26 protein-coding genes are annotated in these 23,921 nt (G+C 41.7%); 24 read left to right on the top strand and 2 right to left on the bottom strand.

Annotated elements, in window-relative coordinates; all coding sequences use genetic code 11:
• The 13 genes from ACIQZD_RS16205 to spoIID all read left to right on the top strand — a co-directional run.
• Nucleotides 1–755: NADH-quinone oxidoreductase subunit C (locus tag ACIQZD_RS16205; RefSeq protein ID WP_402904519.1), on the top strand; the 755-nt coding region annotated here is incomplete at its 5' end.
• A 5-nt stretch (nucleotides 756–760) separates the two neighbouring features.
• Nucleotides 761–1,858, top strand: coding sequence for an NADH-quinone oxidoreductase subunit D (locus tag ACIQZD_RS16200; RefSeq protein ID WP_402904517.1), 1,098 nt, complete (start codon nucleotides 761–763; stop codon nucleotides 1,856–1,858).
• On the top strand, nucleotides 1,859–2,866 hold the full coding sequence (gene nuoH / locus ACIQZD_RS16195) for an NADH-quinone oxidoreductase subunit NuoH (protein ID WP_402904515.1): 1,008 nt from the start codon (nucleotides 1,859–1,861) through the stop codon (nucleotides 2,864–2,866). It abuts the gene before it with no gap.
• Nucleotides 2,867–2,899: 33 nt separating this feature from the next.
• A complete protein-coding gene (gene nuoI / locus ACIQZD_RS16190; RefSeq protein ID WP_048685828.1) occupies nucleotides 2,900–3,319 on the top strand; it encodes an NADH-quinone oxidoreductase subunit NuoI in 420 nt (139 codons plus the stop codon).
• Nucleotides 3,316–3,834 (top strand): NADH-quinone oxidoreductase subunit J, encoded by a 519-nt coding sequence (locus ACIQZD_RS16185; protein ID WP_402904513.1) that lies wholly within the window; start codon nucleotides 3,316–3,318, stop codon nucleotides 3,832–3,834. Before nuoI ends, ACIQZD_RS16185 begins: the two co-directional genes overlap by 4 nt.
• Complete coding sequence (nuoK, locus tag ACIQZD_RS16180) at nucleotides 3,831–4,145, top strand: NADH-quinone oxidoreductase subunit NuoK (RefSeq protein ID WP_098371643.1); 315 nt, start codon at nucleotides 3,831–3,833, stop codon at nucleotides 4,143–4,145. The genes ACIQZD_RS16185 and nuoK overlap by 4 nt, the downstream gene beginning before the upstream one ends.
• Nucleotides 4,146–4,179: 34 nt before the next feature.
• A complete protein-coding gene (gene nuoL / locus ACIQZD_RS16175; RefSeq protein WP_402904511.1) occupies nucleotides 4,180–6,051 on the top strand; it encodes an NADH-quinone oxidoreductase subunit L in 1,872 nt (623 codons plus the stop codon).
• The gene (locus tag ACIQZD_RS16170; protein ID WP_402904509.1) at nucleotides 6,048–7,571 is read left to right on the top strand and encodes an NADH-quinone oxidoreductase subunit M; all 1,524 of its coding nucleotides are present in this window, start codon (nucleotides 6,048–6,050) and stop codon (nucleotides 7,569–7,571) included. Before nuoL ends, ACIQZD_RS16170 begins: the two co-directional genes overlap by 4 nt.
• Nucleotides 7,572–7,574: 3 nt before the next feature.
• Nucleotides 7,575–9,101, top strand: a complete 1,527-nt coding sequence (nuoN, locus tag ACIQZD_RS16165; RefSeq protein WP_402904507.1) for an NADH-quinone oxidoreductase subunit NuoN — start codon at nucleotides 7,575–7,577, stop codon at nucleotides 9,099–9,101.
• Between the two features lie 148 nt (nucleotides 9,102–9,249).
• On the top strand, nucleotides 9,250–9,492 hold the full coding sequence (locus ACIQZD_RS16160) for a DUF1146 family protein (protein ID WP_101223821.1): 243 nt from the start codon (nucleotides 9,250–9,252) through the stop codon (nucleotides 9,490–9,492).
• A 158-nt stretch (nucleotides 9,493–9,650) separates the two neighbouring features.
• Nucleotides 9,651–10,400 carry a YwmB family TATA-box binding protein gene (locus ACIQZD_RS16155; protein ID WP_402904504.1) on the top strand — a complete coding sequence of 250 codons (750 nt, stop codon included), beginning with the start codon at nucleotides 9,651–9,653 and terminating at the stop codon, nucleotides 10,398–10,400.
• A 32-nt stretch (nucleotides 10,401–10,432) separates the two neighbouring features.
• Nucleotides 10,433–11,734: a UDP-N-acetylglucosamine 1-carboxyvinyltransferase gene (murA, locus tag ACIQZD_RS16150; protein WP_098371638.1), complete on the top strand. Its 1,302-nt coding sequence runs from the start codon at nucleotides 10,433–10,435 to the stop codon at nucleotides 11,732–11,734.
• A 203-nt stretch (nucleotides 11,735–11,937) separates the two neighbouring features.
• Nucleotides 11,938–12,975, top strand: a complete 1,038-nt coding sequence (spoIID, locus tag ACIQZD_RS16145; protein WP_402904502.1) for a stage II sporulation protein D — start codon at nucleotides 11,938–11,940, stop codon at nucleotides 12,973–12,975.
• A gap of 19 nt (nucleotides 12,976–12,994) precedes the next feature.
• Here spoIID and ACIQZD_RS16140 read toward each other — a convergent pair whose 3' ends face one another.
• A complete protein-coding gene (locus ACIQZD_RS16140) occupies nucleotides 12,995–13,420 on the bottom strand; it encodes a VanZ family protein (protein ID WP_402904500.1) in 426 nt (141 codons plus the stop codon).
• Between the two features lie 152 nt (nucleotides 13,421–13,572).
• On the opposite strand from ACIQZD_RS16140, the gene spoIIQ reads away from it, so the two are divergent.
• From spoIIQ to ACIQZD_RS16100, 8 genes are all read left to right on the top strand, one after another.
• Nucleotides 13,573–14,547, top strand: a complete 975-nt coding sequence (gene spoIIQ, locus ACIQZD_RS16135; RefSeq protein ID WP_402904498.1) for a stage II sporulation protein SpoIIQ — start codon at nucleotides 13,573–13,575, stop codon at nucleotides 14,545–14,547.
• A 435-nt stretch (nucleotides 14,548–14,982) separates the two neighbouring features.
• The gene (gene spoIIID, locus ACIQZD_RS16130; protein ID WP_034315767.1) at nucleotides 14,983–15,255 is read left to right on the top strand and encodes a sporulation transcriptional regulator SpoIIID; all 273 of its coding nucleotides are present in this window, start codon (nucleotides 14,983–14,985) and stop codon (nucleotides 15,253–15,255) included.
• 308 nt (nucleotides 15,256–15,563) lie between these two features.
• Nucleotides 15,564–16,565 (top strand): rod shape-determining protein, encoded by a 1,002-nt coding sequence (gene mreB / locus ACIQZD_RS16125; RefSeq protein ID WP_101223816.1) that lies wholly within the window; start codon nucleotides 15,564–15,566, stop codon nucleotides 16,563–16,565.
• Nucleotides 16,566–16,843: 278 nt separating this feature from the next.
• The gene (locus ACIQZD_RS16120) at nucleotides 16,844–17,683 is read left to right on the top strand and encodes a flagellar hook-basal body protein (RefSeq protein WP_402904495.1); all 840 of its coding nucleotides are present in this window, start codon (nucleotides 16,844–16,846) and stop codon (nucleotides 17,681–17,683) included.
• A 54-nt stretch (nucleotides 17,684–17,737) separates the two neighbouring features.
• Complete coding sequence (locus ACIQZD_RS16115; RefSeq protein WP_402904493.1) at nucleotides 17,738–18,580, top strand: flagellar hook-basal body protein; 843 nt, start codon at nucleotides 17,738–17,740, stop codon at nucleotides 18,578–18,580.
• Nucleotides 18,581–18,747: 167 nt separating this feature from the next.
• On the top strand, nucleotides 18,748–19,002 hold the full coding sequence (locus ACIQZD_RS16110; RefSeq protein WP_137016469.1) for a DNA-directed RNA polymerase subunit beta: 255 nt from the start codon (nucleotides 18,748–18,750) through the stop codon (nucleotides 19,000–19,002).
• 128 nt (nucleotides 19,003–19,130) lie between these two features.
• The gene (gene fabZ / locus ACIQZD_RS16105; RefSeq protein WP_034315755.1) at nucleotides 19,131–19,559 is read left to right on the top strand and encodes a 3-hydroxyacyl-ACP dehydratase FabZ; all 429 of its coding nucleotides are present in this window, start codon (nucleotides 19,131–19,133) and stop codon (nucleotides 19,557–19,559) included.
• A gap of 308 nt (nucleotides 19,560–19,867) precedes the next feature.
• Nucleotides 19,868–20,167 carry a hypothetical protein gene (locus ACIQZD_RS16100; RefSeq protein WP_402904491.1) on the top strand — a complete coding sequence of 100 codons (300 nt, stop codon included), beginning with the start codon at nucleotides 19,868–19,870 and terminating at the stop codon, nucleotides 20,165–20,167.
• A gap of 116 nt (nucleotides 20,168–20,283) precedes the next feature.
• Here ACIQZD_RS16100 and ACIQZD_RS16095 read toward each other — a convergent pair whose 3' ends face one another.
• Complete coding sequence (locus tag ACIQZD_RS16095; protein WP_350300666.1) at nucleotides 20,284–20,718, bottom strand: YwpF family protein; 435 nt, start codon at nucleotides 20,716–20,718, stop codon at nucleotides 20,284–20,286.
• A gap of 360 nt (nucleotides 20,719–21,078) precedes the next feature.
• Here ACIQZD_RS16095 and ssb point away from each other — a divergent pair, with 360 nt between their 5' ends.
• From ssb to ACIQZD_RS16080, 3 genes are all read left to right on the top strand, one after another.
• The gene (ssb, locus tag ACIQZD_RS16090) at nucleotides 21,079–21,441 is read left to right on the top strand and encodes a single-stranded DNA-binding protein (RefSeq protein ID WP_350300665.1); all 363 of its coding nucleotides are present in this window, start codon (nucleotides 21,079–21,081) and stop codon (nucleotides 21,439–21,441) included.
• Nucleotides 21,442–21,931: 490 nt separating this feature from the next.
• Nucleotides 21,932–22,936 (top strand): ABC transporter ATP-binding protein, encoded by a 1,005-nt coding sequence (locus tag ACIQZD_RS16085; protein ID WP_402904488.1) that lies wholly within the window; start codon nucleotides 21,932–21,934, stop codon nucleotides 22,934–22,936.
• Entirely contained in the window at nucleotides 22,917–23,885 is a 969-nt protein-coding gene (locus tag ACIQZD_RS16080; protein WP_402904486.1) for an ABC transporter ATP-binding protein, read from the top strand. Before ACIQZD_RS16085 ends, ACIQZD_RS16080 begins: the two co-directional genes overlap by 20 nt.
• The last annotated feature ends 36 nt before the right edge of the window (nucleotides 23,886–23,921 follow it).

Genomic DNA, 23,921 nt, shown 5'->3' with positions numbered 1-23,921 from the left:
CAGCACTGGCCCGAAAACAGGCGAAAGCTGAAAGTGCAGATGCGGAAGATGAAACGGATATAGCGAAGCAAAAGGCGGCGGCAGCGGCCAAGGCGAAAGCGGCAGCACTGGCCCGAAAACAGGCGAAAGCTGAAAGTGCAGATGCGGAAGATGAAACGGATATAGCGAAGCAAAAAGCGGCGGCAGCGGCCAAGGCGAAGGCAGCAGCAGCTGCTGCTGCGAAGAACAGGACCGCTGTAAAGGAAAGCGAGGAAGTTATCGTCCCTAGCGAGCTTTCCCCAAATCAGTCGAAACTCGATCAAATTGTTTCTGCTATTGAAAGCCATTTAGGACAAGGGGCATTATTAGAGCACTATATTAATAGATTATCAAAAGATGTACCCACTTTAGTGGCTAATCCGGATACATATTTCTCAATAGCGAAATTTCTGCGATACGATGAACAGCTTGACTTTTCGTATTTATCGGAACTTCATGGTACGGATTTTGAATCCCATATGGAAATCTATGTACATTTACATTCATTCAAAATGAACCAATCAGTTGCCTTGAAGGTGAAGCTTGATAGGGAATCTCCCGTTATTCCATCATTGGTCTCATTATGGTCAGGAGCAAATTGGCCAGAATGTGAGGCATATGATTTATTAGGTATTAACTTTTATGAACACCCTGATCTAAAACGGATTTTACTTGGTGATGATTGGAAAGGGTATCCCCTTAGAAAAGATTATCAGCCTTATGATGTGGAGGTGTAAGCCCAATGTTAAGGACGGAAGAAATGCTTCTCAATGTCGGGCCGCAGCATCCGAGTACACATGGTGTTTTTCGGCTTGTCATCAAGATTGACGGTGAAATTATAAAAGAGGCTACACCTGTTATTGGGTATCTGCATCGCGGTACGGAAAAATTAGCGGAAAATCTGCAATATACACAAATAATCCCATATACCGATCGGCTCGATTATCTAGCGGCAATGACAAATAATTATGTGCTTTGCCATGCTGTTGAGACAATGATGGGGGTGGAGATTCCCGAAAGGGCAGAATATTTGCGGGTGATCGCAATGGAATTGGGCAGAGTTGCAAGCCACCTTGTCTGGTGGGGTACATACTTGCTGGATATAGGTGCGACGAGCCCTTTCCTATACGCCTTTCGAGAGCGTGAAATGATCGTTAATTTATTGACTGAATTGTCAGGGGCACGCCTTACATTCAATTATATGCGTATCGGAGGTGTGAAATGGGATGCTCCTGAAGACTGGATTGCGAAGGTTGCCGAGTTTGTCCCTTATATGAGGGAGCAGCTTGCCGGTTACCATGAGCTTGTGACAGGGAATGAAATCTTTGTGAATCGGGTTAAAGGGGTGGGCATCTATACGAAGGAAGAAGCCTTGCAGTATTCGCTTAGCGGTGCCAACTTAAGGTGTACAGGTGTGAAATGGGATTTACGAAAAAATGAACCATATTCGATTTATGACAGGTTCACATTTGATGTTCCTACAAGGGAAGAGGGTGATGCCTTTTCTCGCTATCACTGTAGAATGGTTGAAATCGAAGAATCACTGAAAATCATCGAGCAGGCGGTTGAGCAATTTCCAGAAGGGCCGGTCCTTGCAAAGGTCCCCAAAATAATAAAGGTTCCTAAGGGTGAAGCATTTGTCCGAATAGAATCACCAAGAGGGGAAATCGGCTGTTATATCGCGAGTGAAGGGAAAAAGGAGCCATACCGTTTGAAATTTCGCAGACCTTCATTTTATAATCTGCAAATACTTCCGAAATTATTGGAAGGGGAAAATATGGCGAACTTGATAACGATATTAGGTGCAATCGATATAGTTTTAGGGGAGGTGGATGGATAAATGATCAAGGACCTTCTCCACTCCGCTCCAAGCCTGCTGAATTTTGGCATTTTTTTTGGTTTGGCAGTCCTGCTCCTGTTCGTCGTATTAGGGTTTGTAACCTATGGAATCCTTTCAGAGCGAAAAATCATGGGATTCATGCAGATGCGTGTCGGCCCAAACCAAATTGGGGGGAAATGGGGTCTCTTGCAGACCGTTGCAGATGTTTTGAAACTTCTGATCAAGGAAGATACGATACCGAAAAAAGCTGATAAGCCGTTATATATTTTAGCTCCGGTGATTGCTTTTGCCCCTGCTTTCATGGTCCTTGCGACCTTGCCGTTCACCGATGCCTTTCAATTTGCTGATATAGGTGTCGGATTGCTTTATTATATGGCGATTTCCGGCATATCGACCATCGGCATCGTCACAGCGGGTTGGGCATCCAATAATAAATATTCTTTGATTGGCGGAATGAGGGCAGCCGCGCAAATGATATCTTATGAGATCCCTTTGGTGATGTCGCTAGTGGGAATCGTCCTCATAACAGGCAGTTTAAACTTGAATGATATAGTTGAAGCCCAGGAAAGGGTTTGGTTCATTTTTCTTCAGCCGATTGCGTTTATCGTTTTTTTTATTGCATCGGTTGCAGAGTTGAACAGGGTTCCTTTTGATCTTCCGGAAGCGGAATCCGAACTTGTTGCTGGCTATCATGTTGAATACTCTGGATTTCGCTGGGCCTTCTTTATGTTATCCGAATATGTGTATATGTTTGCAATGGCAACGCTAACCACTGTATTATTTTTAGGGGGATGGAATTCTATTCCGTTTTTGGATTTTATTCCGGCAGCCATCTGGTTCGGTCTGAAGTTCAGTGCCGTATTTTATGTATTGGTCTGGATTCGTGTAACCTTTCCTCGTATAAGGGCCGATCAATTGATGGAATTCGGATGGAAGGTGCTGCTTCCGGTTGCATTGGCTAATATATTTTTGACGGCACTTATAAAAGAATTGATTAACCTTTTTTAGAAACTTAAGCTGGTCGGAAAGCGAGGGATTTATATGCTTGGTTTAGCAAAAGGTTTAACCTATACATTAAAGAACTTGACGAGGAAAAAAGTGACCTATGACTACCCGAATGAGCCACTTCCACTTCCTGACCGATTCCGCGGAATCCAGAAATTCTATCCTGAAAAGTGTATTGTATGCAATCAATGCGTGACGATTTGCCCAACGGATTGTATTCAATTAACTGGTAAGAAACATCCGGACCCGTCGAAAAAAGGGAAAATCATCGATACGTATGACATCAATTTCGAGATTTGCATTTTATGTGATTTATGTACGGAGGTCTGCCCTACAGAAGCAATCGTGATGACGAATCAATTCGAGCTGGCCGAGTATAGCCGTGATCATCTATTTAAAAATCTGGAGTGGCTGGATGAAAATGATGAAAATATCCGGAAGGTGAATAAAGTATGAGTTTGTCGGGTGAATTAATTGCCTTCATTGGTTTGGCACTCGTCTCGATATTAGGCGGGGTGCTGCTGATTACCTTAACAAAAGTGGTTCACATGGTAATTGCACTTGTTTTTACTTTCTTGGGCATTGCAGGCATTTATATGTTGCTTTCGGCCGAGTTTGTCGCCATTGTCCAAATCCTTATTTATTCAGGGGCAATTACGATCGTGATGCTATTCGGGATTATGCTGACAAAACACCAAGAAAATGAGGCACCCGCTAAAGGGGGCTGGGGGAAATTCTCCTTGCTGGCGGCGATTGCTGGATTTGCCGTGGCGGTGTATCTGGGGATTTATAATCTGGATATACCTGTACAGCCAACGGCCTTGCATGAGGAAAATACAAAGCAAATAGGAATCGAACTTTTTTCAAAATATGTAATTCCTTTTGAAGTGATGTCGGTACTCCTGCTTGTTGCTTTAGTCGGTGCCATCGTATTGGCTAAAAAAGATGATGAGGAGGGAGATCGATCATGACGGGAGTTCCCTTGTCGGCTTACCTTGTATTGGCACTCGTTTTATTTTGTATAGGGCTGTATGGTGCCTTGACGAAAAGAAATGCGGTCATTGTTTTGATATCAATCGAGCTGATGCTGAACGCTGCAAATATCAATTTAGTTGCCTTCAGTAAATTCGGGGTAACGCCATCCATTACGGGTCAAGTTTTTTCCTTATTCACGATTACGATCGCTGCGGCCGAGGCGGCAGTAGGGCTGGCTATACTAATGTCCCTTTATCGCAATCGGAAGACGGTCAATGTCGATGAAATGGAAATTATGAAGAATTGAAGGTTTATATAAATGAAGAAGGGGATTTGATACGATGATGGAGTACGCATGGCTCATACCGGTCTTTCCACTCGTCACGTTTCTGGTTCTGCTTCTATCAGGCGGACGGTTGCGGGAACGAGGGGCTTTTATAGGAATAATATGTACATTGGCTTCGTTTGTTTTATCGTTGCTCGTCCTGATGGAACGATTTAAAGAACCTACTTATAATATATCGATAGATTGGCTTTCCTTCGGGGGGACGCAACTTTCAGCTGGATTCGAAATCAATCAGCTTAATGCCTTGATGCTTGTGGTCGTTTCCCTTGTCAGCCTGCTTGTCCAGATATATTCGAAGGAGTATATGAAGGGTGAAGTGCGATTCTCCATTTTTTATGCTTATCTGGGCTTCTTCACCTTTGCCATGCTTGGACTTGTCATGGCACCAAATTTATTACAACTTTATATCTTCTGGGAATTGGTCGGGGTGGGTTCTTTCCTGCTCATTGGGTTTTACTTTTATAAACTTGAAGCTAAGGCTGCAGCGAAGAAGGCATTCATCATGACCAGGATTGGGGATGTAGGGCTCTTAATCGGCATCATTCTGCTATTCTGGGAAACAGGCAGCTTTGAATATGGAGAGATCTTTCAAGCCGTTCAATCGGGCATGATATCAAGTGAAAAACTGACTTTAATCGCTATTTTGATTTTTATCGGAGCGGTTGGGAAGTCTGGACAATTTCCACTTCACACATGGCTTCCGGATGCAATGGAAGGCCCGACTCCGGTTTCCGCATTGATACACGCAGCAACCATGGTTGCTGCAGGGGTTTACCTGGTGGCGGCCATGTTTCCGCTATTCATGGCAAGTTTTGCTGCGATGCAGGTCGTAGCGATAACAGGCGGAATTACAGCCATATTTGCCGCAAGCATTGCCATCGTGCAAAAGGATGTTAAGCGTGTATTGGCTTATTCGACAATCTCTCAGCTTGGATTTATGATGCTTGCTTTGGGTACTTCGGGATATGTGGCCGGTGTGTTTCATTTAATGACCCATGCCTTTTTTAAAGCATTGCTGTTTTTGGCAGCAGGCAGTGTTATTCATGCTATACATACACAGGATATGGAAAAGATGGGCGGCCTATGGGGTAAGTTGAATTGGACTGGGCCGCTGTTCTTGACTGGCACGTTGGCGATATCGGGGTTTCCGTTGCTCTCAGGTTTTTTCAGTAAAGATGAAATTCTAATGGCAGCCTGGGAGAATGGTAGTTATATATTGTTTGGTCTAGCGGTGGTTACCTCCTTTTTAACTGCGTTTTATATGTTCCGGCTGTTTTTCATGATGTTTGCAGGCGATTCGTGCAGTCAAGTAAAACAGGTCAAGGAATCACCTTCCATCATGCTAATTCCCATGCTCGCATTGGCTTTGCTTGCTGTAATCGGCGGGTATATCCAAACACCGTGGTTTGGAACTTTCCTTGGGGAGTGGCTTGTGGAGGGAAATGAAGCTGTTCTAGGCGCCAGCCATAGTGAGGGACCCGTTTGGATAATGTTGCTGGCCGTGCTTGTATCGCTGGCCGGGATATACCTTGCTTATATGATATACGCTAAAAAGAAGTTACCTCGGGACTGGCTTGTCAAAGAAAACTCCGAGGTATATCGGGTTTTGGAAAATAAGTATTATATTGATGAGATTTACCATTACACTGCAGGCTATGCAGTCAAAGGCTTTAGTATATTCCTATCTTATATAGAAAGGTTCATTGTCGGCGGCCTGGTTTCCACTGTAACAAGCTCGATAGAAGGACTGGGGAAAATAGGGTCTAAACTGCAAACAGGACAGGTACAGCAATATGGCATGATAGCCTTTCTGGGACTTGCGGTACTGTTGGTGATTTTTGCAGTAACTGGGGGGTATCTAAGATGAATGTCTATTTGCTCTCGCTTTTAGTCTTTTCACCGCTGCTGGGCATAGTGATGGTTGCCCTCATGCCGAAAAAAGAGGAAAGGACGATTAAACAATTTGGCTTTTTCGGAACACTGCCTCCTCTTTTCCTATCGTTCTTTCTTTGCAGCCAATATTATTCGGGTGTGGCCCTATCCTTATTTGACATTAAGTTGAATTGGATCAGGTTTGGGAATTTGGAGATGTATGATCCCAAGCTCTTCACGGTTGACTTTGAGTTGGGGCTGGATGGATTAAGTCTCATCTTCATATTACTGACAACCATCATTTCATCACTTGCCGCAATCGCATCCATTTATATAAAAAAGGAATGGAAAGGGTATTATTTGTTATTTTTGATCCTGGAGATTGGGATGCTCGGTGTCTTCACCGCAGAAAATTTGATCCTTTTTTTCATCTTTTTTGAAATGACCTTGATTCCTGCTTTCTTTTTAATTGGCAGATGGGGCTTTCTGGAGAGGGAGAAAGCTTCTTATAGTTTTCTGATTTATAATGGCATTGGTTCGGCTGTTTTATTAGTGGCTATTTTGATTTTGTTTGCCAGGACAGGTACGACCAACATTGCAGCATTGACACAGATGATGACAATGGGCGGTGTTTCACTTTTTGCACCAATATCCGGTTCGATGAAATATGGTTTATGTCTCGCCTTTCTCGTAGCATTTGCGATAAAGCTGCCCGTCTTTCCCTTTCACAGCTGGATGGTGCGGGTCCATGCAGAAGCACCTCCATCCATAGTCATGATACATGCGGGTGTCCTATTGAAAATAGGGGCGTACGGAATCATCCGGTTTGGAATGGGGATATTTCCTGAACAATATAAAAGCTTGGCCTTTATCATTGTCCTATTTGGGGTCCTCAGTTTTTTATATGGTGCATTTCTAGCTTTGGTACAAACGGATTTCAAGCTCGTTTTAGCCTACTCATCGATCTCACATATGGGTATCGTCTTGATGGGGCTGGGAGCCTTGAATGAAGCAGGCATTCAGGGAGCTATTTTTCAAGTCATCTCACACGGGCTAATTGCTGCTTTGTTGTTTTTCTTGGTGGGTGTTTTGTATGAGCGGACGGGAACCACCATGCTTCCTAAGCTAGGGGGATTGGCCAAGTCGATGCCGATTTTTTCAGGGTTTATGTTAGCCTGCGGGATGGCTTCACTCGGTCTGCCTGGCATGTCCGGCTTCATCAGTGAATTCATGGTATTTCTTGGCTTATTCAAGAGTCAGCCTTTGCTTGCGGCAATAGGCGTGATCGGGCTTGTATTAACCGCTGTCTATGTACTGAGGGCGGTCATGCTGATGACTTTCGGAAAAAATGCTAGCTTGATAGAAAAAGAGAAACGGGACCTTGGAAGCTGGGAATTTATCCCTGTATTGGTTCTTCTCGGTTTGATAATATCTATTGGGGTATACCCAAATTTGTTAGGCGGGCCTCTTCAAGGAACGATTGAAGCCATGATGCTAGCTCTAGGGGGGCGATGAAGGATGGATTGGAACACGATGCTTTCTTATGATTGGGGAGCGATGATGCCGGAATTCATCATCCTTGGAACGACCATGATTCTTTCGATATTGGATTTATTCTGGCCGAAGCACTTTAATCGGAGAAAACTGGCATGGCTCGCGCTAACCGGAATCATTTTGGCATGTTTGTCACTGATTAGCCTGCTATCCTTTGAGACAGTCAGTATCTTATCCGATACGTTTCGTTTGGATTCATTTGCAAAAGCTTTTAAGCTGCTACTGTTATTCGGAGCTGCCCTAATCATCCTTCTGGCTGAAGGATATGAACCGCAAGAGGGGCTGCGGGAGCACCGGGGGGAATTTTATTATCTGTTCCTGACCGCTTTGCTTGGAGCGATGGTCATGTCCTCAAGCGGTGATTTGATAACGCTGTTCGTTGGACTGGAACTTCTTTCACTTTCATCTTATATATTGGTCGGAATACGCAAGCATGATCGGAAGTCCAACGAAGCGTCCATGAAGTATGTGATAAACGGAGGCATTTCCACAGCGATCACTTTATTTGGGATGAGCTATTTATATGGAGTGACCGGTTCCGTCAATCTAGGCGAAATGAGCCGGACGATGGCTGCGATGACGGACGGACAGCTGCAATACATCATGGGCATAGCTTTCTTCATGGTGTTTGTCGGTGTAGCCTTCAAGATAGCTGCCGCTCCATTTCATATGTGGGCGCCGGATGTGTATGAGGGGGCACCGACACCGGTCGCAGCCTTCTTGAGTGTAATTTCGAAAATGGCGGGTTTCGTCATCATCCTGCGCATTTTTCTCTCGTTGTTCCTAACAGCTTCCGGTGATACGTTCGGAGCGCTCGACTTTTTGGAAAAAAATAATATCTATATAGCTTCGTTGGCGGGCCTGACGATCATCATTGGAAATGTGGTTGCGTTAAGGCAGCAAAATTTAAAACGATTATTCGCTTATTCAAGCATCTCCCATGCGGGTTACCTGCTTGTAGCGGTGGCTACATTGGGCGGAGGATATTTTCTCCTGGATACTGTCTGGTTTTACCTAATGGCTTATGTATTAATGAATATCGGTGTATTCGCAGTCATTCAGCTGCTATCCAGCCAAAGTGGGTCAGAAGATATTAGCATTCTTGCAGGACTGGGGAGGAAATCACCTTATCTTGCCATTGCATTCACCGTATTTATCCTGTCGCTTGCTGGAATCCCCGGAACGACAGGTTTCATTGGGAAACTTAATATTTTTCTTGGAACATTCATAACGGAGCCTGGACATTTTGTCCTTGCGGGAATCATGATTGCAGGTACCATTGTATCCTATGTATATTATTTCGGATTATTGGTACAGGTCTTTTTCCGACCCATTCATTCAGAGAAGGTCATTAATATCCGTCCGGGTCTTTACATTGTGTTGATCATTTGCGTAATAGGCACCATACTTTTCGGGGTGGCGCCAAATATTGCCTTTGATTTTATTCATGATCAATTTGGCGAATTTACAGACTTTATTTCAAGTAAATGATATAATGCCTGTATCAGAGGCTTGTTCCATTGGATCAAGCCTCTATTTACATTTTTAAAAGATATTTTGCAATTCTTCCTTTTAAATTCCAAATATGAAGGGGTTTTGTGTTAGAATAGAATTCGGGTGTCTGTTAGGAGGTATGTACATGTTTTCAGCAATGGGACAGCAGGCTTTAACAGGAATAATTGCACACTTGTTTTTCATCGCAGTTACCTGGTGGGCTCTCCAGGCATTACATTTTGATAAAATATTAAGATCCAATTCTGTCATCAAGGCCAGGGTTTTATATATTTTATTAACGGTTGCCATCGGTTCAGTTGTAAGTAATTTCTTCCTCGACTACCTGGGATTTGCAAATCAACTTCCGTATATGTTTAGTAATGACTGATATGCTGTAAGAATTTTCTTATAGCAAAATATGATTCTACTCTTGTATTCGCTTTTGCTTCCTGCCAGTTTAAGGGGAAGTTGTCACCAATTGTCGGAAAACTCGAAGTATGATCTCTCTCCTTGTGGAAAGAATGTGTAAAAGGGGAGGGATTTAACATGTTTAATTTAAACAAAAAAATGTTAACATACATAGTATTTATCGGTTTGATGGTGATTTTAATTGGGAATAGTACGATTGTGGCAGAAAGCAAACCAGATATAGTTAAATTGGTGGGACTGTTACAAAAAGATAAAGATTTAGACATAGGGGATTGGTCTGTACTCACTAGAGAAATAAATAAAGAGATTACAACTAAACAAGAGTTTGAAAGCGAAGTTACAGCTTTAAAACGAAAATACCCTCAATTTCAATGGCACCGGAAAGATGATGCTTCCGGCTGGAAGGCAGAGGCGTTAACTTACAATGTCGATTCAGGTCTGACCGAGTCTATCAAAATAATGACAACGGAAGAGAAATTTGATAAAGTTACCTATGTTATTTACGAAGTGAAGGGGAAAAAGTGGAAGAAAGCCAATTCGGCATTTTTTACTGCTACGTTCCGAAACAGGGTGAATGGCCTATTTATAGGAACTCCTTCAATTTTTTCTTGTATTAAAGGGTCTATCAATGATAATATGGATTCGGTTTTAAACTCTAAAACTGAAGACCTGTTAGATATGTTCCAAGCAAGGGAAATTGAGAGTGTGCATGAAACAAACTTTACATCTATATCTGCACATTCAACATTGTTTAAACAACCTTTGACAAAAGAAAAATTAAATTTGCAGTTTGGGCTACGGACAGAAGGATTGGGTGACCGAACGAACTTTGTAGTTGGCACACCAATCATAACGTTTGAATATTAATATAGAGAAAATGGACGCGGAGGGGAATACTTTTGGAAAAAATCATCGTCCGCGGCGGAAAAAGGCTTAGCGGGACAGTTAAAGTAGAAGGTGCTAAAAACGCCGTTTTGCCAGTTATCGCTGCAACATTATTAGCAAGTGATGGGAAAAGTATCATTAAAGATGTTCCTACGCTCTCCGATGTATATACAATCAATGAAGTATTGCGCAACTTAAATGCAGATGTTGCCTTTCATGACAATCAAGTAACTGTAGATGCATCAAGAGAGTTATTAGAAGAAGCACCATTTGAATATGTACGTAAGATGAGAGCTTCCGTTTTAGTGATGGGCTCATTACTAGCAAGGAATGGCCGGGCCCGCGTTGCTCTTCCTGGTGGCTGTGCCATCGGATCACGTCCTATCGACCAGCATTTAAAGGGCTTTGAAGCGATGGGAGCAAAAGTGAAGGTCGGCAATGGTTTCATTGATGCCGAGGTTGAAGGCAGACTTAAGGGTGCAAGAGTGTATCTTGACTTCCCGAGTGTGGGTGCCACTGAAAACATCATGATGGCAGCAACACTTGCTGAAGGTATAACTATTCTTGAAAATGTGGCCAAAGAGCCTGAAATTGTAGATCTTGCGAATCTCCTTAATAAAATGGGTGCCAAAGTCAGAGGTGCCGGTACTGGTACGATGAGAATCGAAGGTGTCGATAAATTATATGGCACTGAACATACGATTATACCTGACCGTATCGAAGCTGGTACATTCATGACTGCGGCCGCTCTTACTGGCGGCAATGTTCTTGTTCAAGGAGCTGTACCTGAACACCTTACTTCCCTTATTGCCAAAATGGAGGAAATGGGTGTTGAAATTCTTGAAGAAGAAGATGGATTACGCGTTATCGGTCCAAAAACCTTGAAGGCCATTGATATCAAAACAATGCCGCATCCTGGTTTCCCGACTGATATGCAATCGCAAATGATGGCATTACTACTTCGTGCTGAAGGAACAAGTATGATTACGGAGACCGTTTTCGAAAACCGTTTTATGCATGTTGAAGAATTCCGTCGCATGAATGCCAATATTAAAATAGAAGGTCGTTCCGTTATCGTTAATGGACCAACTAACATTCAAGGTGCTGAAGTAGCTGCAACAGATTTACGTGCCGCGGCAGCGCTCATCCTGACTGGATTGGTTGCAGATGGCATTACACGTGTTACAGAATTGAAGCATCTTGACAGAGGGTACGTGAATTTCCATGGTAAATTGGCATCTCTAGGTGCTGATGTGGAACGTATTAACGAAGATGTGCCTGCTGAAACAAAGAAAATCGCAGATTTAAACGCATAAGTTAGCTTATAAAACCATTCACGTTCGAGTCATTGAACCGTGAATGGTTTTTTTTTGTCTTGTTCCGGGTTCATCGCCTGCAGTTAAATAGTTGTCGTTTTTCTATTCATAAAAGCTTGTCCTTCGACATACATTTGTTATGTAAAGATACCTGCTGAATGCGATTTACGGCAGAGAAAACAAGTGTAGGGAGGCTCAGGAATTTGAAAGCAATCAAACCGATGATCGTACTATTCATAGCAGTAGCATTCGTAATTATCATGATTCCAGCAGTGCTTGTGCTTCCATTTTCAAATGAAAAGACAAGTGGGCAATTGACCGAAGAGTTGGAAAAGAAAGTGAAGAATGAGGGTAAAGAGGTAGCTGCAAATGAAATGAGTTCCGTAGAAGTTGCCGTTTACCGCACATCTGTAAAAAAGATTGAAAAACTGCCGATTGAATCGTACTTGACTGGTGTGGTTGCAGCTGAAATGCCAGCAGATTTTGAAGAAGAAGCCCTGAAGGCACAAGCATTGACAGCGAGAACCTACATTGTCAATCAGCTCATAAGCGAAAGTCGATTAGGCTTGCCTGATGGTGCCGATGTAAGCGATACGGTCATGCACCAAGTTTATAAGAATAATGATGAGCTGAAAAAACAGTGGGGCTCTGATTATAAATCGAAGATGCAAAAAATCAACAAGGCTATAAAGGAAACGGCGGGTCAAATCTTAACCTATGAAGGAAAACCGATTACTGCCACTTTTTTTTCGACCAGCAATGGCTATACGGAGAATTCAGAGGACTATTGGCAAGCTGAATTTCCCTATTTAAAAAGTGTATCCAGTCCGTGGGATAAAGAAGAATCACCAAAATTTTATAATAAAGTTGTTGTCGATACTGCAGATTTTGAAAAAAAGCTGGGTGTCAGTCTTTCTTCGGGAACATCAATAGGGACTGTCATTGAAAGAACATCGGGTAACCGCGTGGGTTTAGTGGAAATCGGAGGAAAGAAAATGACAGGAAAACAGATTCGTGAGAAGCTCGGGCTGACATCATCCGATTTTGACTGGGAGCGTCAAGGCAACCGGATTGTCATCACGACAAAAGGATCCGGACACGGAGTTGGAATGAGCCAGTACGGTGCTAATGGCATGGCCAGGGAAGGAAAAACCTATGAAGACATCGTTAAATATTATTATAAAGGCGTCAAAGTTCAGTCTTCAAGTAAGTGGCTGAATACGATGACGGCAAAAAAATGAGAGATGGGGACCCCATCTCTCATTTTTTTTCGTTTAATTTTTCTATAATCGTCAAAAAGCCCCGTTTACGCTTGAAATAATGATATTGGACATGAAAATAGACTGCAGCTACTCCAATGATATCTTTAATGACATCTATTAAGGTAGAGGAGCGGTATGGGACGAAAGATTGATGGTATTCATCAATAACTCCGTAAAGGCAAGCTACAAGGGCAGCCAGCAGGCTTAAACCTGGTTTCATTTTTTGGTTTGCGGCAAGGGCCGAAACTAATAATATATACAAAAGGGCAAATTCGACCAGATGAAGTGCCTCTTTGATAAATCGGTCAATTGAGGATGAGGGAAGATCAAGAATCATATCATCGGGGTTGCTCGACATTATCCAAATGGCAATCATATATAGGAAAGGCAATAACGTTAACACAAGTTTAAAAGATTTTTTCATGATTTAAACATCCTTCAACAGTAAGATATCAAACATTTTACCATTCTGCGAATAAAATCGGTTTCATTTCCACAAAATAAATCTAAAAAAATTTTTTCCTGAATGTATATAATCTTAGCAAAATGTTCAGAATGATTGCTGAGGTGATTAATATGAGAGAGGAAGAAAAGAAACCAACTTCCACAATCCGACGTATACTAAAACAACGTTGGGCATTATCAGCAATCTATATCGCAAGTGCAGCCATAATCTTAGCCGCGGCCTTCTTATTACAAAATAGTTTTAATGATTCAGCTAAAGATGGCGAGGAATCAGCTGAAACAGGAAAAAACTATGGTGAGCCTTCTGTAGAGGTAAATAGTAATCTTGAGACAATCAAGATGCCTGTAGCCGATGCAGACAAAACGGTTATCAAGAAACAGTTTTATGATGTGAATGCGGATGAAAAGGCACAAGAAGAAGCATTGGTTTTCTACAACAATAGATATGAGCAAAATAAAGGTATAGACATTGCAATGGAAGATGGAAAGTCTTTCGATGTAAAAGCTTCCTTAAGTGGAAATGTAACGAAAGTTCAAGACGATGCGTTACTTGGAAATTTAGTTGAAGTTGAGCATGAAGATGGTGTCGTTACCCGTTATCAATCTGTTAAAGACATTAAGGTTGCAGTCGGTGACAAAGTGAAACAAGGACAAGCAATTGCTACAGCTGGAAAAAGCCAAATCAATGAAGAAGCTGGCGTACATGTCCACTTCGAAATCAGAAAAGATAACATTGCGTTAAACCCACTTGATTTTGTTGATAAACAAGCATCTGCGATCCAATCGGCAACTGAAGCCGAAGGCAGCGAACTTGAAGATTCAGCTAATAAAGAAGAAACACCTGCAGTCGAAGGATCTGAAGCTGATAAAGAAGAAACACCTGCAGTTGAAGGATCTGAAGCTGATAAAGAAGAAACGCCTGCAGTCGAAGAGTCTGAAACTGGCACAGAAGAAGCGCCTGCAGTTGACGAATCTGAAGAGGGCACTGATTTAGAGCATGGCACTGATGAGGAAGGCTCTGTCCCTGGTGAAGGTACAACTGAAGAAAGCGATTCCTTAAAAGATTCGTTAAATCAATCTAATTAAAATTAAGATTTTTAATAAAATCAAAACAAAAACCTAAAGCGTTACGAATGACAACAACTGAAAATTTGGTAAAAGGGAGCCGTTCACTTTGAACGGCTTCCTTTTTTTCTTTCGAGGAAATATTGGACAATATGCTGAAACCTTTGAATTTCTGACAAATTTCTCGGGAAATAATTTGCTCTTAAGGAAAAGAAACAGATGAAAATCAGAAATAAATCCAAACCTCCTGTCCCATTAGGCATATATTCTTAACCAAGCTAATAAGATGTTATAAACCATGCAAAGAGAGTGTTTGAGGTGAGGAATCGTTTATTACAAATTATCTAATAGGTGAATAATTCTATCTTTCATTGTTTATAGGGCAGCGGTATTCGATTCGAAAAATACGAATCTCATTTCACACTTCTCACATCCAATTTGGGGAGGTCGAGTGGTGTGCACGATTACATCAAAGAAAGAACTATCAAGATAGGAAAGTATATCGTGGAAACTAGAAAAACAGTCCGCGTCATTGCAAAAGAGTTCGGGGTCTCTAAAAGCACAGTGCATAAAGACTTAACTGAGAGGCTGCCAGAAATTAATCCTGATTTGGCTAACGAAGTGAAGGATATATTGGATTATCATAAATCCATTCGTCACCTTAGAGGTGGAGAAGCGACAAAATTAAAATATAAACGTTCTGAAAGAGAAGAAGAAATCGTTAAATGATTCTTGAATCATTCCGGCAATTGGAAGTGAATCGGGCAATCGGGGAATGAATGAGCGGACATGAAAGTGAGTGTCAGCTCTTTTCTCAACCTTGTTTGCGGTTCCATGCCGGGGTTTTTTTATGGGAAAAAGCGGAAATGTAGTGCATAAGGCATCGATTTTTTTTACATATTGGCAAATTAGGAAATAATAGTCTATATTAGTGTTTATTTATAATTCATACTTACTTGTGTCAATGCAATATGGTAAAATAAACAATTAGGACAGAAGTAGGTTATATGTGAGGATATTCAAGGAGGATTTAAGAAATGTTTGCTAGAGATATTGGGATAGACCTTGGAACAGCCAATGTTCTTATACATGTCAAAGGTAAAGGAATTGTGTTAAATGAGCCTTCGGTAGTTGCGATTGATAAGAATACGAACCGTGTTCTTGCCGTAGGGGAGGAAGCTCGTAAAATGGTAGGCCGTACTCCAGGAAACATCATCGCAATCCGACCTTTAAAAGACGGTGTCATTGCGGATTTTGATGTAACAGAATCGATGCTTAAGCATTTTATCAATACATTGAATGTGAAAGGCTTCCTTTCAAAGCCTAGAATTTTAATCTGCTGCCCGACCAACATAACAAGTGTCGAACAAAAGGCGATTAAAGAAGCTGCCGAAAAAAGCGGCGGAAAGAAAGTATTCCTTGAAGAAGAACCAAAAGTGGCTGCAATCGGTGCCGGCATGGATATTTTTCAACCAAGCGGCAATATGGTCGTAGACATTGGCGGGGGTACAACGGATATTGCCGTTCTTTCAATGGGGGATATCGTTACATCTTCTTCTATCAAAATGGCCGGTGACAAATTCGATAATGAAATTTTAAATTATGTCAAACGGAAGTATAAGCTCCTCATTGGTGAACGTACAGCGGAAAACATTAAAATCCAGGTTGCAACCGTCTTCCCTGGATCTCGTAATGAAGTCATCGATATCCGTGGGCGCGATATGGTATCCGGATTGCCTAGAACCATTTCGGTCAATTCAGAAGAAATTGAGGAGGCTCTCCGCGAGCAGGTTTCCATCATTGTACAAGCTGCAAAAAGCGTACTTGAGCGGACACCGCCAGAACTTTCTGCTGATATCATCGACCGCGGCGTCATTTTAACAGGCGGGGGAGCATTGCTTCACGGGATTGATTTACTTCTTGCTGAAGAGCTTAAGGTCCCAGTACTCGTTGCCGAGCAGCCAATGGATTGTGTAGCAATAGGAACCGGTATCATGCTTGATAATATGGATAAATTGCCACGGCACAAATTCAACTAAAAAGCGGATGGAAATCCGCATCATAAGATAGGGTCTAAGGTTCAGACAAACGTGAGGCATAGTGAAAGTGCGTGCAGTTCTAGTACTGATGAGCAATAGGCCCTCTTCTTTTAGTCGAAAATTTAACACCATTCCTTTAAATCTGACCTAGCCTACGATATAGACAAATTCTTCTGCCTAATGCTTTTCTTTTTCCTTAAGATACTGATGTTCATGTCCGATAAGATAGATATGAGAAATTGAACGGGATAAGTTATGTAGATTGAGGAGTGAAGAAGATGTTAAGAGGTTTTTATACGGCTGCTTCCGGGATGCTTACACAGCAAAGGCGCACAGAATTGCTCACAAACAATATGTCCAATGCGAATACAACAGGGTATAAAGCGGATCAAATGAGCGTAAGGTCTTTTCCGGAAATGCTCATAAGCAACATAGGTGGTACAACGGTTCCTACGGAGAACAAATTGAGCATGACTAACTTATCCCAGGTTGGAGGGCTCAGTACGGGTGTTTACGTACAGGAGGCGAATCCTTTATTTACCCAGGGTACATTGGAGGAAACTCAGCTTAATACGGATATTTCCTTAGTTGATGAAAATCTGCCGATCAATGAAGGAACGGGTCGGCAAGGATCGGTGTTTTTTACTGTCCAGGATGGTGATGGTGCTATCCGTTATACGCGTAACGGCAGTTTCACCCTGGATGGGCAAGGTTATCTGACTACGCCTTCGGGGTATTATGTATTGAACGAAAATAATGAAAAGATCAAGCTTGATAGCGATCAGTTCACAGTAGCGGAAAACGGTGTTATTTTAGAAGGAAATGTTCAAACCGCACGCATGGGCATCGGTTATTCGGATGATCCGTCATTACAGCTCATGAAGGATGGGGAAGGCCTGTATAAGGCTGTGAATGATGGGGATTTACCTAGCGCATACGCGGCTGCAGATGTCGGTTTTTCTACTAAGCAAGGCTTTCTTGAAGGCTCCAATGTTGACCAATCGAGAACGATGACAGAAATGATGTCGGCATACCGCTCTTTTGAAGCGAATCAGAAGGTTCTTCAAGCCTATGATAAAAGTTTGGATAAAGCAGTCAATGAGGTTGGCAGGCTTTAATTGAACAGTAGGAAAAGGTGATTTTGGAAATTTGAACATGTAAGGGGAAAAACCATGAATCGGACGATGATGACGGCGACGAATACGCTGAACCAACTTCAAAGTAAAATCGATCATATAAGTAATAATATCGCGAATGTGGACACGACTGCCTACAAAAAGACCCAAACGAGCTTCAATGACTTATTGACACAGAGTTTCAATAATCAACCGAGTGAGACCAAGGAAAAAGGAAGGTTGACCACACCTGGCATCCGGCAGGGAACAGGTGCCATGATAAGCCAATCTCAATTGGTGCTTTCACAGGGAGCCTTAAAGACGACGGATCGGAACCTTGATGCTGCATTCACCCGGGAGGACCAATTCTTCACCGTAAGCGTTCAGGACGATAATGGGGTAAATACAAGGCTTACAAGGGATGGGGCTTTTTATTTATCTCCTAATGCTAACGACCAAATGATGCTCGTTACCACTGCAGGACATAAAGTCCTTGATGAAAATGGTGAACCGATCCTCATTGAGGGAAATATTAAAGACATTAAGATTTCGGAAAATGGCTTATTGATAGTGGATACGGAAGAATATGGCGAAAAGAATTTTGGACTCGGGATCGTCTCGGTAAAAAAACCCCAATTTCTTGACCGCTTAGGCGGAAATTTACTTGGCCTGCCCGAAAACTTCAATGCCTTGGGTGTTACTGAAGACGATATCATGACCGCATTAACAGGGGTTTCCCGCAACCAGGCTGCAGTCCGTCAAGGCTCTCTGGAGTCCTCAAATGTCGATCTTTCCAAAGAAATGACGGATCTGATCAATGTTCAGCGGTCTTACCAATTTCAATCCCGGGCGGTAACGATGGCCGATCAAATGAGCGGATTAGTCAATGGAATCCGTTAAGATATCTGGTAAATAAAATGTCTCCCTGCGGAATTAGAGCAAATCGGTTATAATGAATTCATAACAAAGGAAATCATTCGTGCCGATCATTTTGCATAGCTGCTGAATTTCTGGTTATAGGGAAAATCAGTCGGCGAGTTTTCTTAAAAGGAGCTTTCACATTCTATATGGAACAAAATCGTGTAATGAGACAACAAATTGAAGAAGAGATAAAGGAAGTTGAGGCGAAACCGAATCGTAGAATCAAGGTCCGTCTTTTACCGATTTGGCTTCGTTTACTCATTGTTATCGGATTGATTTTCATTGCTGTATTATCCGGGGCACTATTAGGATACAGTGTGATTGGTGGAGGACATGCAATGGATGTTTTCCAAAAATCCACATGGACCCATATTATTGATATAGTGAACAAAGGCGCGTAGTTCCATGTTTTTTTTTAGTAGTTGCTGTCGTTAGCGGATTTATATTACATGGCAACTACGCCTCTGTCATCATGACAGGGGCGAGTTTACGTTATGTTTGAAATATTTAAGTCATAGGAGGAAAAAGTATGCTTGATATCACACAAATAAAGGAAATTATTCCGCATCGTTACCCATTCTTATTAGTCGACCGGATCATTGAAATAGATGAAGGGAAAAGAGCGGTAGGATTGAAGAATGTCTCAGCAAATGAAGAATTCTTTAATGGCCATTTCCCCGATTATCCAGTTATGCCTGGAGTTTTAATTGTAGAGGCATTAGCGCAAGTTGGCGCTGTAGCCGTTTTGAAACAGGAAGAATACAAAGGACGGCTTGCATTTTTCGCTGGGATTGATAATTGCCGCTTTAAAAAGCAAGTAAAACCAGGTGATCAGCTGCGTCTGGAAGTGGAAATAGTGCGTATGAGAGGGTCAATGGGTAAAGGGAAAGCAGTGGCAACGGTAGATGGAGAGACAGCATGTGAAGCCGATATCATGTTTGCTTTTGGTGACAAATAAGAAATTCATTCATTTTCAGTGAAAGGAAATGGAGTAAATTAACTAAATTAACTATATGTTTCAAAAAGTGGTTTAAGGAATCGTGAAGCGGTGTATATAAAAAGAGCACTGCATTGCTTTTTTAAAGCAAGAGCGGTTTTTAGATCTTTCTATTCTCCCTTTAAACGCCGGACATTATTATGTCCGGCATTTTTTAATGATTAAATTTAAATTAGAGAATTTTATTTTTAAATTTAAAATAGGACGCAAGTTATTTTCACATTCGGGCAAAATAGCTAATGATAAAGAAAGAAGGGAGGTTGCCAAAAATGATGAAGAAAATTTTTGCACTAATTGGGGGATCTTTATTATCTATTATGTTCCTTGCTGGATGTGGAACGGATAATGATGACAACAACAATCCCGCACCAGAAGAAGATAACAACATCATAGAAGATGATAACAATGGTGTAAATGATAACAACGGTACAGATGATAACAACGGTACAGATGATAACGGCATGAATGGCAATGATGATGGATTGCTTGAAAACGACGATAATAACGTCGATAATGATGCCGATGAATTGATTGAAGACGCTGATAAAAATGACGACAATAATAAGTAATTAGCACAGAATGACAAAGACTGGCTTAGGAAAGAAGAGGATCAATATCCTTCTTCATCTAAGTCAGTCTTTTTATGTTGCATTCGGTTAGGGGATGGGAATTAAGGGAAGGGTTTTTATTTATTGGTTGCTAATTTAGGCTTTGAGCGGATTTTTTGCTTGAACTCATTTATTAATTCATCGCCGACGAGACCTTTTTGGACCAAATCTTCAAGAAGGAGTTCTGCATATTTGCTCCGTGTTTTTTGGATGTGACCAACGAATAGAAGGCTGTAATGGCTGCCGACTTTTCTTATTGTGCGTAGTACAGTGTGAAACAAAGCCGGTTCATTATCCTTGTTGGTAATGACGGCCTGGATATACACCTCTCCGTTTATATCGGGAAGTGAAGGTTCAAGCTCTTTGAAATGATTTTCTTCTACAAAGGCTTCCAGTAACCACGATCTAGCGTCGTTTTCTTTATTTATAATCAATCCATCTGTTAATGCAATATCAATCAAGTTAAAATTTTCAGTTACAATTTGCAACGAGATCAATTTAAATGATTTCATCTAATTCCTCCGTTTCTTGCAAGAAAGAGCGGTAATTACCTCTCTTAAACGTAAATTTTGAAATGGTACATATCGATTAATCCTTTTAAAGGTAATTATATCATACTAAAAAAAAGTCCCTAAATGAAATGAATACCCAACATTTGTCTAAATTATGAAGGATAGGATAAAAATTTGCAAAATATTTAATTTTGTTTACTATTCGTTTTTTGCCTGATTTTAATCAATAAAAAATGATTTTGCATCAATTCAAACGGTTTTTTATAAAGAGAAATGGTGTAACAAGACCATTTCCTCCATTTTTTAATCGATGGAAGAAAGAGTATGATTAAAGCATATTAAAGAGGAAGGGGTGAAAAAATGATTAACCAAGTTACCCTCGTCGGCAGGCTTACGAAGGATCCCGAATTAAGATACACACCCGATGGCAAGGCTGTTTCCAATATCACTTTAGCAGTCAACCGGAACTTTCGTAATACCGTCGGTAACTATGAGGCCGACTTTGTACAGTGTATCATATGGAAAAAGTCTGCTGAAAATACTGCTCAATATTGTAAAAAAGGTGCCATAATCGGCATAACCGGCAGAATACAAACAAGGAGATATGAAAATCAGGAGGGTAAATATGTATATGTAACTGAAGTGGTCGCCGAGAGGGTTCAATTCATTGGGTCTAAACAAAATGATGTTAAGCCCAAGGAATTTGAACATATTGGTTTATAGTTTTGGGCATGACGGCCCGACTCAGGACAGAAGCAAGAGTGTTTTCAATAAAAGTGGAAAAACCATTAGTGGTTTATTCCGTCATAATAGGATCGATCAATTTTATGCTTATAACATAGGAAACAAAAAAAGTATTTATATGACCATAATGAAAAATAAATGGACAAAATTTCAACACCATTTAGTAAAACTTTACAGTAGTATATAAAATTCATTTTCATCCATTCATTCCCCAAAGCTAATATAGCTTCTTCCTCGCTGGAAACCTCGATTTACCCTCAATAAAATCGATTTATTTGTTTCCCCTCATGTAAAGACTGCAAATTTGCAGTCTTTTTTTTTGTGCCAAAAAGTGCGTAAAAAGAAAAAAATAAAAAATAATTCTGTTAAATTAGAATTTTTAGAAAATATATTGTAATATTTTAATTTTGATGCAATAATAAACCCAATAATATAATTGGAAAAAAAGTTATATATAGGAAGTGATTTGATGGACGAACCAATTATTAAGGTGAATGGGCTGCAAACCAGTTTTCGTACGGACGATGGGGTGATTCCTGTCGTGAATTCAATCGATTTTCATGTCAATCCTGGTGAGGTTTTAGGGATAGTGGGAGAATCGGGGTGCGGAAAAAGCGTTACTTCTCTGTCCATCATGGGTCTGGTTTCTTCACCGGCTGGTAAGGTGGAGGGAGAAATCCTTTTTAAAGGAGAGAACATCGCAAATGCCTCTGAAGCGAAAATGAGAAAAATTCGCGGGAATGAAATAGCGATGATATTTCAGGAACCGATGACAAGCTTGAATCCCGTGTTCACTATTGGCGAGCAGTTGGTCGAGACGCTTCGGATACATAAAAAATGGAACAAAAAACAGGCCCGCCAAAGAGCGGTGGAAATGTTGAAGCTGGTTGGGCTTGGCCGTGCCGAGGAATTGCTCGATGAATATCCGCATCAGCTTTCAGGCGGAATGAGACAAAGGGTCATGATAGCCATGGCCATGATCTGTGAGCCGAAACTCCTTATAGCCGATGAACCTACAACGGCTTTGGATGTGACGATCCAGGCACAAATCCTAGAATTAATGAAGAATTTAAATAAAGAAACAGACACGGCAATCATGATGATTACCCATGATCTTGGGGTAGTTGCGCAAATGTGTGAACGTGTCATTGTCATGTATGCCGGCAAGGTAATAGAGGAAGGAAATGTGCAAACGATTTTCCAAAATCCTAAGCATCCTTATACGGTCGGTTTACTTCAATCGATTCCGGATATGCGAATAAAGAAAGAGCGCCTTTACTCAATACCTGGTAATGTGCCAAAACCTGGGACAAGCAACCTCGGGTGCCAGTTTGCCCCTCGGTGCTCCCATGCCATGGAGCAATGTATAAATGAGACCCCGTCTCTATTGAAATTCGATGAGGGTCAGCATGTTCGCTGCTGGCTGTATGAAGATGGGAAAGGAGCGGCCTTGCATGAGTCAAACATTGGTTAAGGTAGAAAACCTAAAGAAGCATTTTCCGATTAAAGGAGGGGTTATGGGAAAGACCATTGGAGAGGTCAAGGCAGTTGATGGTTTGTCTTTTTCCATTTATAAAGGGGAAACTTTAGGACTTGTCGGTGAAAGCGGTTGCGGAAAGTCGACGACGGGAAGATTATTGCTTCGATTGCTTGAGCCGAGTGAGGGTAATGTTTATTTTGAAGGAAAGGACCTGACGGCTTTATCTGCCGGTGAAATGAGAAAGATGCGCCGTGAAATGCAGATGGTCTTCCAGGACCCATTCGCTTCCCTCAATCCCAGGCATACAATTGAAAAAATATTGGAAGAACCGCTCATCGTTCATGGGGTTAAAGATAAAAAGGCACGAAAAGCCCGTGTACAGGAACTTCTTAAGGTTGTTGGCTTAAGCAGTTACCATGCTAAAAGGTATCCGCATCAATTCAGTGGTGGCCAGCGGCAGCGTATTGGCATCGCGAGGGCACTTGCAGTCAATCCCAAACTGATCATTGCAGATGAGCCGGTATCTGCACTGGATGTGTCGATTCAGGCCCAGGTCTTGAATCTGTTGCAGGATTTGCAGGAAGATTTTGATTTGACCTACTTGTTCATTGCCCATGATCTTGGAGTGGTAAGGCATATCTCCGACCGTGTCGGCGTCATGTATCTTGGACATATAGTTGAATTGACGGAAAGTGAAGGACTTTATCAAGATCCGCTTCATCCATATACGCAGGCTTTATTATCAGCCGTGCCCATCCCGGATGTGGAATACAAGGGGGATAGGGTAATCCTGCAGGGAGATGTTCCAAGCCCATCAAACCCGCCCGGCGGCTGCCCATTCCATACGAGGTGTCCGAAGGCGATGGCAGAATGCAATACGGAAAAGCCAATCCTGAATGAACATAAACCTGGTCACTACGTTGCTTGTCATTTATACAATTGACACGACGTATACATAAATTCGCAAATAATAAGGGGG

Origin of the sequence: Peribacillus sp. NPDC096447, assembly GCF_044762725.1 — a bacterium.
In the GTDB taxonomy this organism is placed as follows: domain Bacteria; phylum Bacillota; class Bacilli; order Bacillales; family DSM-1321; genus Peribacillus.
Note: the sequence above shows the minus strand (reverse complement) of the source record. Positions and strands in the feature narration are given on the sequence as shown.